The sequence below is a fragment of the uncultured Oxalicibacterium sp. genome, assembly GCF_913776015.1.
GTDB lineage: Bacteria > Pseudomonadota > Gammaproteobacteria > Burkholderiales > Burkholderiaceae_D > Oxalicibacterium.
In genome coordinates this window covers 60,192-75,950 of record NZ_CAJYMD010000039.1, presented here as the reverse complement: position 1 = coordinate 75,950, position 15,759 = coordinate 60,192, and the positions used below count along the sequence as shown (strand labels likewise).

General features: G+C 55.2%; 16 protein-coding genes. 2 read left to right on the top strand and 14 right to left on the bottom strand.

Translation table 11 applies throughout. The features are described 5' to 3' along the window. The 11 genes from QZ725_RS06295 to pstS form a co-directional block, all read right to left on the bottom strand. Nucleotides 1-255: CBS domain-containing protein (locus QZ725_RS06295; RefSeq protein WP_366773824.1), on the bottom strand; the 255-nt coding region annotated here is incomplete at its 3' end. Further along, the gene (locus QZ725_RS06290; protein WP_293777472.1) at nt 252-932 is read right to left on the bottom strand and encodes an acylneuraminate cytidylyltransferase family protein; all 681 of its coding nucleotides are present in this window, start codon (nt 930-932) and stop codon (nt 252-254) included. The genes QZ725_RS06295 and QZ725_RS06290, both read right to left, overlap by 4 nt. Before the next feature lie 14 nt (nt 933-946). Continuing rightward, nucleotides 947-1,888 carry a UDP-glucuronic acid decarboxylase family protein gene (locus QZ725_RS06285; RefSeq protein ID WP_293777470.1) on the bottom strand — a complete coding sequence of 314 codons (942 nt, stop codon included), beginning with the start codon at nt 1,886-1,888 and terminating at the stop codon, nt 947-949. A 225-nt stretch (nt 1,889-2,113) separates the two neighbouring features. Further along, nucleotides 2,114-3,280 carry a nucleotide sugar dehydrogenase gene (locus QZ725_RS06280; RefSeq protein WP_293777468.1) on the bottom strand — a complete coding sequence of 389 codons (1,167 nt, stop codon included), beginning with the start codon at nt 3,278-3,280 and terminating at the stop codon, nt 2,114-2,116. A gap of 132 nt (nt 3,281-3,412) precedes the next feature. After that, a complete protein-coding gene (phoR, locus tag QZ725_RS06275; RefSeq protein WP_293777465.1) occupies nt 3,413-4,690 on the bottom strand; it encodes a phosphate regulon sensor histidine kinase PhoR in 1,278 nt (425 codons plus the stop codon). A 12-nt stretch (nt 4,691-4,702) separates the two neighbouring features. Continuing rightward, nucleotides 4,703-5,395 (bottom strand): phosphate regulon transcriptional regulator PhoB, encoded by a 693-nt coding sequence (gene phoB, locus QZ725_RS06270; protein WP_293777463.1) that lies wholly within the window; start codon nt 5,393-5,395, stop codon nt 4,703-4,705. A gap of 71 nt (nt 5,396-5,466) precedes the next feature. Further along, the gene (gene phoU, locus QZ725_RS06265; RefSeq protein WP_293777461.1) at nt 5,467-6,165 is read right to left on the bottom strand and encodes a phosphate signaling complex protein PhoU; all 699 of its coding nucleotides are present in this window, start codon (nt 6,163-6,165) and stop codon (nt 5,467-5,469) included. Between the two features lie 41 nt (nt 6,166-6,206). After that, nucleotides 6,207-6,992: a phosphate ABC transporter ATP-binding protein PstB gene (pstB, locus tag QZ725_RS06260; RefSeq protein ID WP_293777458.1), complete on the bottom strand. Its 786-nt coding sequence runs from the start codon at nt 6,990-6,992 to the stop codon at nt 6,207-6,209. A gap of 14 nt (nt 6,993-7,006) precedes the next feature. Beyond that, nucleotides 7,007-7,882: a phosphate ABC transporter permease PstA gene (gene pstA, locus QZ725_RS06255; protein WP_293777456.1), complete on the bottom strand. Its 876-nt coding sequence runs from the start codon at nt 7,880-7,882 to the stop codon at nt 7,007-7,009. Continuing rightward, entirely contained in the window at nt 7,879-8,880 is a 1,002-nt protein-coding gene (gene pstC / locus QZ725_RS06250) for a phosphate ABC transporter permease subunit PstC (RefSeq protein ID WP_293777480.1), read from the bottom strand. The genes pstA and pstC overlap by 4 nt, the downstream gene beginning before the upstream one ends. A gap of 189 nt (nt 8,881-9,069) precedes the next feature. Continuing rightward, nucleotides 9,070-10,113, bottom strand: a complete 1,044-nt coding sequence (pstS, locus tag QZ725_RS06245; protein ID WP_293777454.1) for a phosphate ABC transporter substrate-binding protein PstS — start codon at nt 10,111-10,113, stop codon at nt 9,070-9,072. 188 nt (nt 10,114-10,301) lie between these two features. Between pstS and ppk1 the strand changes: the two genes are divergently transcribed. Both ppk1 and sixA read left to right on the top strand, forming a co-directional pair. Further along, on the top strand, nt 10,302-12,395 hold the full coding sequence (gene ppk1, locus QZ725_RS06240; protein ID WP_293777451.1) for a polyphosphate kinase 1: 2,094 nt from the start codon (nt 10,302-10,304) through the stop codon (nt 12,393-12,395). Nucleotides 12,396-12,398: 3 nt separating this feature from the next. Next, the gene (sixA, locus tag QZ725_RS06235) at nt 12,399-12,857 is read left to right on the top strand and encodes a phosphohistidine phosphatase SixA (RefSeq protein ID WP_293777448.1); all 459 of its coding nucleotides are present in this window, start codon (nt 12,399-12,401) and stop codon (nt 12,855-12,857) included. 128 nt (nt 12,858-12,985) lie between these two features. On the opposite strand, the gene QZ725_RS06230 is transcribed toward sixA, so the two are convergent. Genes QZ725_RS06230 through QZ725_RS06220 form a run of 3 tightly spaced genes read right to left on the bottom strand, consistent with a single transcriptional unit; the run spans nt 12,986 to nt 15,629 of the window. After that, nucleotides 12,986-14,026, bottom strand: a complete 1,041-nt coding sequence (locus QZ725_RS06230; RefSeq protein WP_293777445.1) for a glycosyltransferase family 1 protein — start codon at nt 14,024-14,026, stop codon at nt 12,986-12,988. Beyond that, a complete protein-coding gene (locus QZ725_RS06225) occupies nt 14,008-14,865 on the bottom strand; it encodes a UDP-2,3-diacylglucosamine diphosphatase (protein WP_293777443.1) in 858 nt (285 codons plus the stop codon). Before QZ725_RS06225 ends, QZ725_RS06230 begins: the two co-directional genes overlap by 19 nt. After that, nucleotides 14,862-15,629, bottom strand: coding sequence for a GNAT family N-acyltransferase (locus tag QZ725_RS06220; RefSeq protein WP_293777441.1), 768 nt, complete (start codon nt 15,627-15,629; stop codon nt 14,862-14,864). The genes QZ725_RS06225 and QZ725_RS06220 overlap by 4 nt, the downstream gene beginning before the upstream one ends. Between the last annotated feature and the right edge of the window lie 130 nt (nt 15,630-15,759).

Here is a 15,759-nt window from a genome sequence, read left to right as displayed (position 1 = left end):
TTCCGGGTCGGTCTGATCGCTGAAAGAAACAAATTCTCGGTTAAGCGCGACTGATACACGCTGTTCCAGATCCACATTATCCTGAGAAACCAACCAGCGACGGAGATCACCGTCGGTCAGAACACCTTCGAGAACGCCCGCATCCGAAATCGCAAACACGACACCAGACTTGTTTTCGCTGATGCGTCGCAACGCGTTCTGCAAGGTATCTTCACTGAAGATGACGTACTTGGTGATATTGCGTTCAATGATCATGAAACGTTCTTAAATAGAGTGTCGACAATGATGAAGTCTGTCAGGGAATCAATTTCCCAGCTTTCCTCTTCGGTCATCGGGTACATTGCAATCTTGCCGCCGAGCCGATTTCGCTGTTCGAGTAGCGTTTCGGTGCGGGTAATATAGATCGAACCGTTTTCCCGATACTGTCGGTCTTGCGGCGCAATATCCTGACGACGCGGACGATTTTGATAGTCATAGCGCGCAAACGGCGCAGCTGGGTTCTGCCAAAAAAATGCATGACTTTCGCAAACCGATAACAGTGAATCGGCGGCCGACTGCTCAAACAAGGCAATCGCCTGCGCAAGCGAATCGGCATGTCGCAATGGCGATGTCGGTTGCAGCAAGATTACCGCATCCGGACGCTTGCCTTCCGAAATCACTTTCGCCAACACATCCAGCAGCACAGCCTCCGTCGAAGTCTGGTCTTGCGCCAGTTCGGCAGGACGTAGCCACGGGACGTCGGCACCAGCAGCGCGGGCCACCGCAGCAATTTGCTCGCTATCAGTGGATACCAGGACACGCTCAATAGCAGCGCAAGCAAGAGCTTGTTCGATACTCCACACAATTAACGGTTTACCCGCCATATCACGAATGTTCTTACCAGGAAGCCCTTTCGACCCACCGCGCGCCGGGATGATTGCCAAGTATTTCATCTAATATCTCTGAATCAAGCTGCAAGTACTTTGCGGAAGTAACTGATGGTTTGCTGCAAACCATCATCCAGTTGTACTTTCGGCTCCCAATCCAACTGTTGCTTTGCCAGTTCGATATTGGGTTGACGTTGCTTCGGGTCGTCAGATGGCAGCGGCTCAAAGATTAACTTGCTTTTTGATTTTGTAAGCTTGATGACTTTCTCGGCCAACTCGAGCATTGTGAATTCACCAGGATTGCCGATATTAACTGGGCCAGTAAAATCCGAGGGCGAGTCCATCATCTTGACCATCACATCGATTAAATCATCGACATAACAAAAACTGCGCGTTTGCTGACCATCGCCGTAAATCGTGATGTCCTGCCCATTAAGCGCTTGAACGATGAAGTTGCTGACTACGCGTCCATCATTCGGGTGCATGCGCGGGCCATAGGTATTGAAAATACGCACGACCTTGATTTCCAGCTGGTGTTGACGCCAGTAGTCGAAAAAGAGCGTTTCGGCGCAACGTTTACCTTCGTCGTAGCAGCTACGGATACCGATTGGATTGACTTTGCCCCAATAAGCTTCCGGTTGCGGATGTACTTCCGGGTCGCCATATACTTCCGATGTTGACGCCTGCAGAATGCGCGCCTTTAGACGGCGTGCCAAGCCGAGCATGTTAATCGCGCCATGCACGCTGGTTTTTGTCGTTTGAACCGGATCGAATTGATAATGGACCGGTGAGGCCGGACAAGCCAGATTATAAATTTCGTCCACCTCAACATAAAGTGGAAAAGTCACATCATGTCGCATGACTTCGAAATAAGGATTGCCCATGAGGTGCGCAATGTTTTGCTTGCGACCAGTATAGAAATTGTCAACACACAAAACATCTTTTCCAGCCGCCAACAACTTTTCGCACAGATGCGAGCCCAAAAAACCTGCACCACCCGTTACAAGTACCCTAGAAGTCAAAATTTCCTCGCCAATAACTGGACAATAGTTTTCACACACATATGTGAAAAACGTAAAACAGTCGGTTAATTAACCCGATTAGGCCTAAAAAGAGCTGGTTGACAGGGGGCTACATCCTGTGTGAGGTCTTGATATGCTTGCAACGAATCAAAGAAGGGGAAGCCGCCCTAAAAATGAGCTAAGCAAAACAGCGAGATTGTATCGCATAGGATGAATTATTTTGCATCAGTCTGTACCGAATAAATCACGCGTATAAACTTTGTAGGCGACGTCATCAAGTTCAGACACATGTCTGTTGCTCACAATTAGATCTGCCTGCTGCTTAAACGTGGCGAGATCTTTTATAACGGGAGATCGGAAAAACTCAGGAACATCAAGAACGGGCTCGTAAACAATCACTTCAATGCCCTTTGCCTTAATCCGCTTCATGATGCCTTGCACAGAAGAAGCTCTGAAATTATCAGATCCTGCCTTCATGATCAGACGATATATACCCACGACCTTGGGATTTTTCCTGATGATGGAATCCGCAATAAAATCCTTGCGGGTTGAGTTGGCGTCTACGATTGCGCGAATCAGACTCTGGGGTACTTCTAAATAGTTGGCAAGTAGTTGCTTGGTGTCTTTTGGAAGACAATATCCGCCGTAACCAAATGAAGGATTGTTGTAGTGGTTACCTATTCGCGGATCGAGCGCAACACCCTCAATGATTTGCCGGGTATCCAATCCGTGTGTCGCAGCGTATGTATCCAACTCATTGAAATATGCAACACGCATGGCGAGATAAGTATTGGAAAACAGCTTGACCGCCTCTGCTTCTGTCGAATCTGTGAACAGTACCGGCGTTTGTTTGTTGATTGCCCCTTCTACCAGCAAGTCAGCGAATACCTTGGCTCGCTCCGAACGCTCCCCGACGATGATGCGAGAAGGATGCAAATTGTCATAGAGTGCGCGCCCCTCACGCAGGAATTCCGGGGAAAAGATGATGTTTTCTGAGGAAAATTTCTTTTGGACACTCGCCGTATATCCAACTGGCACCGTTGATTTAATAATCATTACGGCCTGCGGATTAATCGCTATTACATCGGCAATGACAGATTCTACAGATTTAGTATTGAAGTAATTTGTTTCGACATCGTAGTCCGTTGGCGTTGCAATGATGACAAATTCTGCGCCTGCATACGCCTCTTCTTTGTCTAGCGTAGCCTTAATGTTCAGCGAACGGTTTTTAAGGAAATCTTCGATTTCGACATCGACAATCGGAGATTCGTGTCGATTGACAACGGCTACGCGCTCAGCATCAATATCGATAGCGACAACTTCATGGTGCTGAGCCAGCAGAACAGCGTTAGACATACCGACATAGCCAGTACCTGCAACAGCGATTTTCATTTAATTTCCATCGAGAAAATTGGATATCCCAAAACGGGAGCGACAAAACCCTGCGATTCTGCCATATCCCGTTTAACGATGTTAATTAAACAATTAGAAACGACCGAACTAAAAAAGATTTGGAATTGAGTATTAAATCGGGAATCGGGTCATGAACGTACTGCCTTTTCCCTCTTCCGACTCAATCGCCAGCGTCGCCCCATGCCGTAACAGCACATGCTTGACGATTGCAAGCCCAAGGCCGGTGCCTTGGGTTTCGCGGGAGCGGCTCTTGTCGACGCGGTAGAAGCGTTCGGTGAGGCGGGCGATGTGTTCGGCGCGGATGCCGATGCCGCTGTCTTGAACCGAGAACTGCGGGCCGTTCTCGGTCTGGCTCCACTGGATGTGGATTTGGCCGCCTTCCGGGGTGTAGCGGATGGCGTTGGTGACGAGATTGCCGAAGGCACTGCGTAGCTCGTCGGTGTTGCCTTCGATATCGGGGCCGTCGATGGCAAGCGTGATGGTGTGACGGCCGCCCGAGAGTGCCTCGGCTTCGCGCAGCAGTTGTTCCAGCAGGTTGCGGATGTTGACCTGTTCCTTGCGCAACGGGTAATCGATCGACTCAAGTCGCGTCAGCGTCAGCATGTCTTCGATAAGATTCTGCATGCGCTGTCCCTGCTCGATCATGAGCTTGAGATGCCCCATGCGCGTGGTTTGATCCAGATCGGGCTGGGCGTAGGCGATTTCAAGGAAACCATTGATCACCGTCAACGGCGTGCGCAGTTCATGCGAGGCGTTGGCGATGAAGTCGCGGCGCATCATGTCGATACGTTCGGTTTCGGTCACGTCATGCGTGACGAGAATCTGGCGACGATTTTCAAACGGGATGATCTGCACGACCAGCTTGCGGTCACGTACATTGAGCGTCAGCGGCTGGTCGTAGCGACCGAGAATGATGTAGTCGATGAAAGCCGGATCACGGATCAAATTGGTGACGCGCATGCCCTTGTCGCGCGTGTTGCTGAGGCCCAGATGCCTCTCTGCTGTGGGGTTGCACCATTCGAGGAATAGCACATCGTCCATGATGGCGACGCCATCCGGCAGCAAGCTCATGGCCTGACGAAAGCGCGTCAGCCATTCGCTCAAGTCCTTGCGATTACGCTCGTCGTCGCGACGCAACCGGTACAGGCGCGAAAACACGTCGGTCCAGGCGCCCCAGCCATCGGGCAGTTTTTCACTTTCAGGATGATCGAGCCAGCCCGAAAGCAGGTATAGATATTTGAGCTGTACGATCACCAGCACCAGCAAAGCCAGCAAACCGATGGCCAAACCGGCTGTCACGCCAAAGAAATAGCCGGCTGCCGCAGCACCCAGCAACACAATGGTCAGCCGCAAAGCGGCGGGGATCCAGAACAGCAGTTGGGGATTCATCAGTGCGCAGGCTTATTTCTCGGAAAGCATATAGCCTACACTGCGCACGGTCTTGATGAGATGTTCGGCATCTTTCAAGGCTTTGCGCAGGCGTAAAACGTGCACATCCACCGTCCGTTCCTCGATCACCACATGATCGCCCCAGACCTTGTCGAGTAGCTGGTTGCGGGAAAAAACGCGCTCGGGATGTGCGAGGAAAAATTTCAGCAACTTGAATTCGGCATGGCCGATATCGATCTTTTCGCTGTTGAGACTTACGGTGCAACTGACCGGATCAAGGCTGATTGGACCGGCATTGAGCAGCGTCTGCGAATGCTCGGGTGTCTTGCGGCGCAACAGCGCGTTGATACGCGCCGTCAATTCACGTGGTGAAAATGGCTTGGTCACATAATCGTCAGCACCGTTGTCGAGGCCGGCGATCTTGTCTTCTTCCATGCTCTTGGCAGTCAGCATGATGATGGGCAGCTCGTTGAACTGGCGGTCACCACGGATGCGCGACAGCAATCGCAACCCGCTCTGATCGGGCAGCATCCAGTCCAGCAGAATCAGTTGTGGCAGACGCTGTTGCAGGAACTCCCAGGCTTCGGCAGCCGTCTGGGCTGCAACCACATTCCATCCGGCCCCCTTCAAGGTGAACGTGACCAGTTCGATGATGGGCGGTTCGTCTTCGACGATGAGGATGGTTGGTTTGTCGGCGCTCGCCATGTTGTTCGTCTGTATTCCGGTTAAATCATGTGCTGCACGCAGTTGCCATGCACACCGCGTGCAGCCTGGGCTTATTCAGCCAATTGTGCGGCTGCGTAATCCGTGTGGCGGATATCCTTGCCTTCGACAATGAAGATCACGTATTCAGCGATGTTTTTCGCATGATCGCCAATGCGTTCGATGGCCTTGGCAACCCACAGCGTATCCAGCGCGCTGGAAATCGTACGTGGATCTTCCATCATGAACGTGATCAGCGTACGCGTCACCGCGCGGAACTCATGGTCAACCGCTGCATCTTCGGCAATCAGGCGCACCGCCTGCTTGCCATCGAGGCGCGCAAAGGCATCCAGCGCATCGTGCAGCATTTTACCGGCGCTGGCAGCCATCACACGGACATTTTCGTAATGATTGATCACGCTCAGACCGCGCTCGCCAATGGCCTTGCCGGCACGGGCAATTTTGGTCGATTCATCGCCGATGCGTTCCAGATCGGTGATGACCTTGATGGTCGCCATCACGGTACGCAAATCATTGGCGGCCGGCTGGCGCTTGACGATCAAATGGCTGCACGCGTCGTCGAGCGAAACCTCGAGGTTGTTGACGTTTTCATCCGACTTGATGATCTGTTCGGCCTGCGCCACATTACCCGTGCGGAAAGCGGTCATCGCATCCTGAAACTGGCTTTCGACAAGGCCGCCCATCAACAGCACCTTGGAGCGGATCGTTTCCAGATCCATGTCGTACTGCTTGGAAGAGTGTTCGCCTGGCATCGTTGTTCTCCTGAATTCTGTATCTGCTTTGGTATGCGCAATCAGCCGAAGCGGCCGGTAATGTAGTCCTGGGTATCTTTCTTGACCGGATTCATGAAAATCTGATCGGTCTCGCCGAATTCCACCAGTTCGCCCAGATACATGTACGCCGTGTAATCGGAGCAGCGCGCGGCCTGTTGCATGTTGTGCGTGACGATGGCGATCGTGTAGTCGCCCTTGAGTTCGCTGATCAATTCTTCAATCTTCGCGGTCGAGATCGGGTCGAGTGCCGACGTCGGTTCGTCCAGCAGCAGCACATCCGGCTTGACCGCCACGCCACGTGCGATGCAGAGACGCTGCTGCTGACCGCCCGAGAGCGACAGGCCACTCTTGTTGAGTTTGTCCTTCACTTCTGTCCATAGTGCAGCCTTGTTGAGTGCCCATTCGACGCGCTCATCCATCTCGCCTTTTGGCAGGTTTTCATACAAACGCACACCGAAAGCGATGTTGTCGTAGATCGACATCGGGAACGGCGTAGGCTTCTGGAATACCATGCCGACCTTGGCGCGCAGCATGTTGACGTCCTGCCCAGGTTCGAGGATGTTGCTGCCGTGGTAGAGGATCTTGCCCTCGGCGCGCTGCCCCGGATACAGGTCATACATGCGGTTGAAGGTGCGCAGCAACGTCGATTTGCCGCAGCCCGACGGGCCGATGAAAGCCGTGACTTTCTTGTCCTGGATGTCGAGGTTGATGTTTTTGAGGCCCTGGAAATTACCGTAGTAGAAATTCAGGTTCTGGATTTCCAGGGTCTTCTTGTTGATCGTGTTCATGGAGGGTTGCGTATTCATGGTCTATACCCGCATCAATGTTGGTTTTTCTGTTTGAACAGCACGCGCGACAGGATGTTGAGTGCCAGCACGCTAAAGGTGATCAGCAGCGCGCCACCCCATGCCAGCTCGCGCCAGTTGTCGTACGGGCTCATCGCGAACTGATAAATCACGACCGGCAGGTTGGCCATCGGTGCGTTCATGTTAGTGCTGTAGAACTGATTGTTGAGCGCCGTGAATAGCAGCGGTGCCGTTTCGCCCGAGATACGCGCCACCGCCAGCAGCACGCCGGTGATCACGCCAGCCTTGACCGCCCGCAAGCGGACGAAGGTCGCAACACGCCAGCGCGGAGCACCGAGTGCGAACGCTGCTTCACGCAGGCTGCCTGGAACGAGATTGAGCATGTTGTCGGTCGTGCGCACCACCACCGGAATGGCGATCAGCGAGATCGCAAAGCTGCCAGCCCAGCCGGAAAAGTGCTTCACATTGGCGACGTAGATAGCGTAGACAAACAGGCCAATCACGATCGATGGTGCCGACAGCATGATGTCCGTGACGAAACGCGTGACCTTGGCAAACAGGCTGACTTCGCCATATTCCGCCAGATAGATGCCGGCAAAGATGCCGATCGGCGTGCTGATCAATGTCGCCGCACCGACCATCAACAGGCTGCCGACAATCGCGTTCATCAAGCCGCCGCCTTCGCTACCCGGTGCTGGGGTTGTCTGCAGGAAGATCGACGGGCTGATCGCGCCCAGCCCCTTGACCAGCAGGGTGAACAAAATCCAGCCGAGGAAAAACAGACCTAGCAACATTGCCATGAACGATAAGGCAATACCGACGCGGTGCACCATCAGGCGGCGACGGTAGACCGAATTATTCGCCGCAGCTTGCATGACTTCACTACTCATTTTGCGCCCTCCTTGCGGGCCATTCCCAGCAGCATCAGCTTGGCAGCCGACAGCACGAGGAAGGTAATCAGGAACAGAATCAGACCCAGTGCGAACAGCGACGAGACGTGCAGCACGGTTTCGGCTTCGGCAAATTCATTGGCCAGCGTGGAAGCGATACTGTTACCGGCCGCGAACAGCGACCACGACAGTTTGTGCGCATTACCGATCACAAAGGTAATCGCCATGGTTTCACCCAGCGCGCGCCCCAGTCCCAGCATCACCCCGCCGACCACGCCGATGCGGGTGTAAGGCAGCACGATCTTGCGCACCACTTCCCACTTGGTGCAACCCATGGCGTAGGCCGACTCTTTCAACACGGGCGGCACGATCTCGAACACGTCACGCATCACGGAGGCGATGAAGGGAATGATCATGACGGCCAGGATGATGCCGGCAGCCAGGATACCGATACCCATTTGCGGGCCGCGGAACAGCTCGCCGATCAGCGGCAACTGGCCCAGCGTGGAAGCAAGTGCCGGCTGGATGTAATCGGAAAACAGCGGCGCGAACACAAACAGGCCCCACATGCCGTAGATGATGCTGGGCACACCGGCCAGCAATTCCACGGCCGTACCCAGCGGACGCTTGAGCCATGCCGGGCAGATCTCGGTAAGAAACAAGGCGATGCCGAAGCTGATCGGGAATGCGATCAGCAGGGCGAGAAACGAAGTAACCAGCGTGCCGACGATCGCGATTGCGGCACCGTACTGGTCATTGACGGGATCCCACTCGACACTGGTCAGAAATGGAATACCGAATTCCTTCAATGCCGGCCAGGCGCCGATCATCAGCGAGGCGATGATGCCGAGCAGCACCAGCAGCACGCTCAGGGCAAAGAGGAAGGTAATCTTGTGAAACAGAAAATCCTGCACACGTTGACGGCGCATCGTTGCCATCAGCGCCTTGCCAAAAGCAGCTTCCTTGCGGGCTTCGGCATCGTGGGCGGTTGGCGTCATGGTTGGCGTCGTCATAGGCTCGGATAAGGTAGGGGAATTGGCACTCATGTTTTTTTCTGCCAGAGAGACTGGGCCGCAATTCCGATCACAACATGGCGATACCGTGTTCGGCGCCTTCGGAAACTGCAGCCCTTGCAACATCACTTACACATCTTTCAGGCAGCAACCACGTCGCTGCCTGACACGTGATTACCAGACAGCCTTGCCGGAAGCATCCTTGACGTTGGCTTTCCATGCATCCTGAACCAGCTTGATGACAGCAGGCGGCATCGCAACGTAGTCCAGTTCAGCAGCGGCAGCACCGCCGTTCTTGTAAGCCCAGTCGAAGAACTTCAGGACTTCCTTGGTACGTTCAGCCGAAGCAGCGGTTTTGTGCAACAGGATGAACGAGGCACCCGTGATCGGCCAGCTGTTCTTGCCAGCCTGATTCGTCAGCACCACGCCCATGCCTGGGGTTTTGGCCCAGTCGGCACCGGCAGCCGCTGCCTTGAAGGTGTCATCATCAGGTTGCACAAAGGTGCCCGAGCTGTTTTTCAGCTGGGTGTGCGACATCTTGTTTTTCTTGGCGTAAGCGTATTCGACGTAACCGATCGAACCGCGGATACGCTGAACGTTGGCAGCAACGCCTTCGTTACCCTTGCCACCTACACCGACCGGCCATTTGACAGCGGTACCGGCACCAACGGTGTCCTTGAATTCAGCAACGGTTTTCGACAGGAAGTCGGTCCACAGGAAGGTGGTGCCGGAACCATCCGAACGGTGAACAACGGTGATGTCTGCATCAGGCAGCTTGACGCCAGGATTCAGTGCCGTGATCTGGCCATCGTTCCATTTGGTGACTTTGCCGAGATAGATCGCAGCGATCACTTCCGGCGTGAACTTCAATTGGCCAGGAGCGACACCATCCAGATTCACGATTGGTACGACACCGCCCATGATGGCCGGGAATTGCATCAGGCCTTCGGCTTCCAGCTCTTCTGCCTTCAGCGGCATGTCGGAAGCACCGAAATCAACGGTTTTTGCCTTGATCTGCTTGATACCGCCACCCGAGCCGATCGACTGATAGTTCAGGCCGGTGCCGGTAGCTGCTTTGTAGGATTCAGCCCATTTCGAATAGATTGGGTAAGGGAAGGTCGCGCCAGCGCCGGTGATATCGGCAGCTACGGCGGACGACAGCATCATCGCTGCAGAGGCAGCAACAACGGCGGACTTGATGAGGTGATTCAATCGCATAACTGCTCCTTAGGGTTGACTAACAAGAACAGGGCGAACTGTATCGACCAAATATGACAGCTTTATGACTTGTTTATGACGAACAAAAAAACATGTCATAAAGTGGTGAAATAGCAATAAAACTGTCATTAAGCTGTCATATTGCAAACCTAGACTCTGCGAACGTCATCATGGCCAAAGTCCGAAAAATGCAAAAGAAATCCGCCATACCGCAACCCGTTCCCCCGAAGAGCGCGCTTTTCCTGAATCGCGAGCTGTCACAACTGGCTTTTAATCGTCGCGTACTGGCACAGGCGGAAAATCCCGCCGTACCGCTGCTCGAACGCCTGAAATACTTGTGCATTGCCAGCAGCAACATCGACGAATTGTTTGAAGTACGCATCGCCAGCCTGCTTGCCAATAACCATATGGAAGGCGAAAAGCTGGAAGACACCCCTGCCCTGTCGGCCGCACTGGCGACAGCCGGTGCCGAGTGTCACGAGATTGTCGAGCGCCAGTATCAGGTGCTGAACGAAAGCATCCTGCCGCAACTGGCACAGCAAGGCATCTATCTATTAAGGGATCAGGATCGTAACGAAGCGCAGCGCGCATGGGTGAAAGCTTATTTCGACAAGGAAGTACGCCCCCTGCTGACACCGATCGGGCTCGATCTCGCCCACCCTTTCCCGCAAGTCATCAACAAGAGCCTCAATTTCATCGTCGAATTGTCAGGCAAGGATGCGTTCGGTCGCGGTACGGCGATTGCCATCGTCAAGGCGCCGCGCGTGTTGCCGCGCGTGATTCAGTTGCCGCCGGAACTGTCGAAAGATGGCGTGGCGTTCTGTCTGTTGTCTTCGGTCATTCATGCACACATCAGCGATCTGTTCACCGGACGCGAAGTGCTGGCCTATTCGCAATTCCGCGTCACACGCAACAGCGACCTGTGGGTGGATGAAGAAGAGGTCAAGAATCTGCGCCAGGCACTGCAGGGAGAATTGCAGAGCCGCAATTTCGGCGTGGCCGTGCGACTGGAAGTATCGAAAAATTGTCCGCCGCACCTGTCGCGCTTTCTGCTCGAACAGTTTTCGATCGATGAAAACCGCCTCTATGCGGTCGATGGCCCGGTGAACCTCGTACGCCTGTCGGAAATGATCGACAAGATTCACAAGCCCGAGCTGCGCTTCACGCCTTACGTGCCGGCTTATCCGGCCAAGCTGGCCAATGCCGATCTGTTTGGTGTGATTCGCAAGAACGATGTGCTGCTGCACCATCCGTTCCAATCGTTCCAGCCGGTACTCGAATTCATCCGCGATGCCGCGCATGATCCGGACGTGGTTGCCATCAAGCAGACCATTTATCGCACGGGCATGAATTCCGATTTGATGGAATCACTGATCTACGCCGCGCAGCATGGCAAGGAAGTGACCGTTATCGTGGAACTGATGGCGCGCTTCGACGAAGAGGCCAATATCAATTGGGCTGATCGCCTGGAACGTGCCGGCGCGCAAGTCGTCTATGGCGTGGTTGGTCTGAAGACGCATGCCAAGCTGGCACTGGTAATTCGCCGCGAAAATGGCGATTTCCGCTATTACGCACACCTCGGCACCGGCAACTATCATCCAAGCACAACCAAGTTCTATACCGACTTCGGCCTGCTGACGGCCAATCCGGCCATCGCCACCGAGGTCAATGAAATCTTCATCCACCTGACCAGCCTGACCAAGCCGAAAAAGCTCGACAAGCTGTGGCTGGCTCCGTTCACGCTGCACAAGGAATTCATCAAAGCGATCAACAATGAAGCCAGCATTGCCCGTGCCGGACGGCCGGCGCGCATCATCGCCAAGATGAATGCACTGCTGGATGAATCGGTGATCCGCGCCCTGTATGCCGCCTCCTGCGATGGTGTGAAGATCGATCTGATCGTGCGCGGTGCCTGCGCGTTGCGGCCGGGCGTGCCGGGGTTGTCGGAAAACATCAAGGTGCGCGCCATCGTCGGCCGCTTCCTCGAGCACAGCCGCATCTATTACTTCCGCAACGATCTGGCGCATGATCTTTATCTGTCGAGTGCCGACTGGATGAACCGCAACCTGTTTCGTCGCATCGAGGTCGCTTTCCCGATTCTCGATCCGGCCCTCAAGAAACGCATCATGAATGAAGGCTTGCAGCCGTATCTGAAAGATACGGTCAACGCGTGGGAACTGGATGCCAATGGCGTCTACCGCCTGCGCAAACCGCGCGGCAAGGTGGCCCCTTTTGCGGCGCAAGCCTGGCTGATGCAATTGCACGGCAATACACCGGAGTAAGCGATGGAATTGATCCTGTGGCGACATGCTGAAGCGGAAATGGGCGAACCGGACGAAGGCCGCGCCCTCACACCCAAGGGGCAGAAACAGGCCACCAAAATGGCCGAATGGCTGGATCGCCATCTGACCAACGGCTGCCGCATCCTCGTCAGCCCTGCCACGCGTACCGTACAGACGGCCGAAGCACTGGGGCGCAAGTTCAAGATCGTGGATGATCTGGCACCCGATTCGACGCCGGAACGCGTCATCGCCGCCTCTCATTGGCCAGACAGCCGTGAGCCGGTACTCATCGTCGGTCACCAGCCGACGCTGGGCCAGGTGGCCGCCACCATTCTGACCGGCACGACACAAGACTGGACCATCCGCAAGGGAAATGTCTGGTGGATCGTGCAGCGCGAACGCGACGGTCGCATGGAGAATTATCTGCGCGGCGTGCTGGCTCCCGATCTGGTGGGCAAGTAAACGGCACGCACTATCGAAACAGCAGTATCAATCCGCCTCACTCACCAACCAGACAAAACGCGGAAGCCATCGGCTCCCGCGTTTTTAGTTTTCGCTTCTTGTTTTCGCTTCTTGTTTTCTTTTCGCGATCAAATTGCCGAGGTCTGCGGCAACGGTGCAACGAGCCGATTTTCACGCACCGGATGCAAATTGCGCAGGAACTGCTGCGTCGCGGCTTCCCACGAATAGGACAAGGCATGCTCGCGCACGGCAGAGCGTTTGAGCGTCAGCGCCTCAAAACAGGCACGCGTCAGATCGTGATTAAGCACACCGCTACGGCCCTCTTCCACCACGTCGATCGGTCCTTCGACCGGAAACGCTGCCACCGGCACGCCACACGCCATCGCCTCGATCATTACCAGACCAAAGGTGTCGGTGCGACTGGGGAAAACGAAGACATCGGCGCAGTTGTAATAACCGGGCAAGGCATCATGCGGCTTGCTACCGAGAAAGCGGACATCCGGATATTTGCGCTCCAGCTCGTCACGCATCGGCCCATCGCCGATCACCCATTTCGATCCCGGCAATTCCATTTGCAAAAAGGCTTCGATATTCTTTTCGACCGCCAGACGACCGACATACAGGTACAGCGGACGACTCAGCGACGACTCTTCACGCGGGCCCGGCTTGAAATGGTCCGTATCCACACCGCGGCTCCACTGCACGACACGGCGAAAGCCGCTGCTTTCCAGTGCCTGCTGCATGCGTGGCGTCGGCACCATCACGGCTTTGGATGGCCCGTGGAACCACCTGAGCCAGCGATAACTCAGCGCCAGCGGCAAATGGAAGCGCGAACGCAGATATTCGGGAAAACGAGTGTGATAAGCGGTCGTGAAATCCAGCCCATGCGACAGGCAATAACGGCGCGCCGCCAAGCCCATCGGCCCTTCAGTGGCGATATGGATGCAATCCGGCGCGAAGTTGTCGAGTGTGGCCGCGACCCTGGCATACGGCTTGTAGGCCAGACGAATTTCGGGATAGGTCGGGCAGGAATAGCTGCGCAAGCCTTCGGTCGTGATCATCATCACGGTATGACCCATGCGACGCAACTGCTTGCGCGTGGCGCGCAGCGTGTTGACGACACCGTTGACCTGCGGTGCCCAGGCATCGGTCACGATGGCGATACGCATAATTCCTCCTCGTGTTCTTCGACATGTTGTGGCATCGATGCCCCCACGACTTCCTGCCACGTCACGAGACGCAGCACACCGGCCTGATCCTCGACCAGCGCACTCAGGCTTTCCACCCAGTCGCCATCGTTGCAATACAGGATGCCATCGATATCGCGGATTTCCGGCTTGTGGATATGGCCGCAGATCACGCCATCGACACCGCGCCGACGCGCTTCGTCCGCCAGCGCCGTTTCGAATGAGGTGATGTAGCTGACCGCGTTCTTGACTTTCAATTTCAGATATTGCGAGAGCGACCAGTACGGCAGGCCGGCACGGGCACGCCAGCTGTTGAGCCACTGATTCCACTTGAGGATCAGCGTGTACAGGTTGTCGCCCACGTACGCCAGCCACTTCGCACAGGCAATCACGCCATCGAAACGGTCGCCGTGCAGCACCAGCATGCGCTTGCCCTGCGCCGTGGTATGCACGAGTTCATCGCGCACGCGGATGCCGCCAAAATCCAGATCGATGAACTGGCGTACCGCTTCATCGTGATTACCCGGCACGAAAATCACTTCGGTGCCTTTCTTGGCCTTTTTCAGCACGGTTTGCACGACATTGTTGTGCGACTGATCCCAGAACCAGCGGCGCTTGAGCTGCCAGCCGTCGATGATGTCGCCCACCAGATAGAGCGTGTCGGATTCGGTACGACGCAGGAATTCGAGCAGGCGTTGCGCCTGGCAACCCGTGGTACCCAAGTGCACGTCTGAAATCCAGATCGCCCGGAAGCGCAAGGGTTCGCGCTTGCCCCCATGTTTGAGAAAATCGCGCGTCAGAAAGGCATCACGTGATTTCATGCAGGCTCTCCTTCCTTCAGGTAGTGACGTGCATAACGACTATCCAGACGAGCCAGCGGCAACATCATGAACATGTCGGCACAGTGGAATTCGGCATCCCAGGCCGGTTCGCCGCAAATCCACGCACCGCTGCGCAGGTAACCCTTGATGAGCGGCGGAATGACGGGCTGGCTATCAGTGCGTGGCGGCGCGATCGGGAAGGCCAGATGCGGGCGCACGCGGTACTCAGCCGGTGCCATGTTGGAATCGGCAATTGCGTGGTACAGCGCAGCGGCATTGGCACCGCCATCAGCCAGGCTCACGCTGGCGCAACCGATCAGATATTCGCAGCCATGCTTTTGCATGTAGCCGGCGATCCCGGCCCACAGCAGCATGATGACAGCACCGCTGCGATACCTGGGATGAATGCAGGCACGACCTGCTTCGGCAATGCGGTCACGCAGATTCGACAAACGCGTCAGATCGAATTCCTTTTCCGAATAGAACCCGCGATATTTCTGCGCAGACGAAGGACTCAGCACACGATACGTCCCCACCACTTTCAGCGTTGCCGAGTCGCGTACGATCAGGTGATCGCAATAGTCGTCGAATTCGTCACGATCCAGGCGGTCCTTGTTCTTGAGTGCTTCCAGACCCATGCCTTCGATGAATACCTTGTAGCGTAAGCGTTGTACCTCGCGCACTTCCTGTGGCGTGGTGGCAATGCTCAGTGTCAGGCGAGGCGAAGCGGCATTCTGTTCTGCGGAAGCAGTCAATCGTTGCATATGCGGTCCTTTTTATGATGACGGAGCCAGCGTACCCAGCGATTGCTTCAGCAAGATGACAGTGTCATGTCCGTTTGATGACATGACAACAAATAAAAAAAGCCGATGCATTGCATCGGCTTTCGGCATG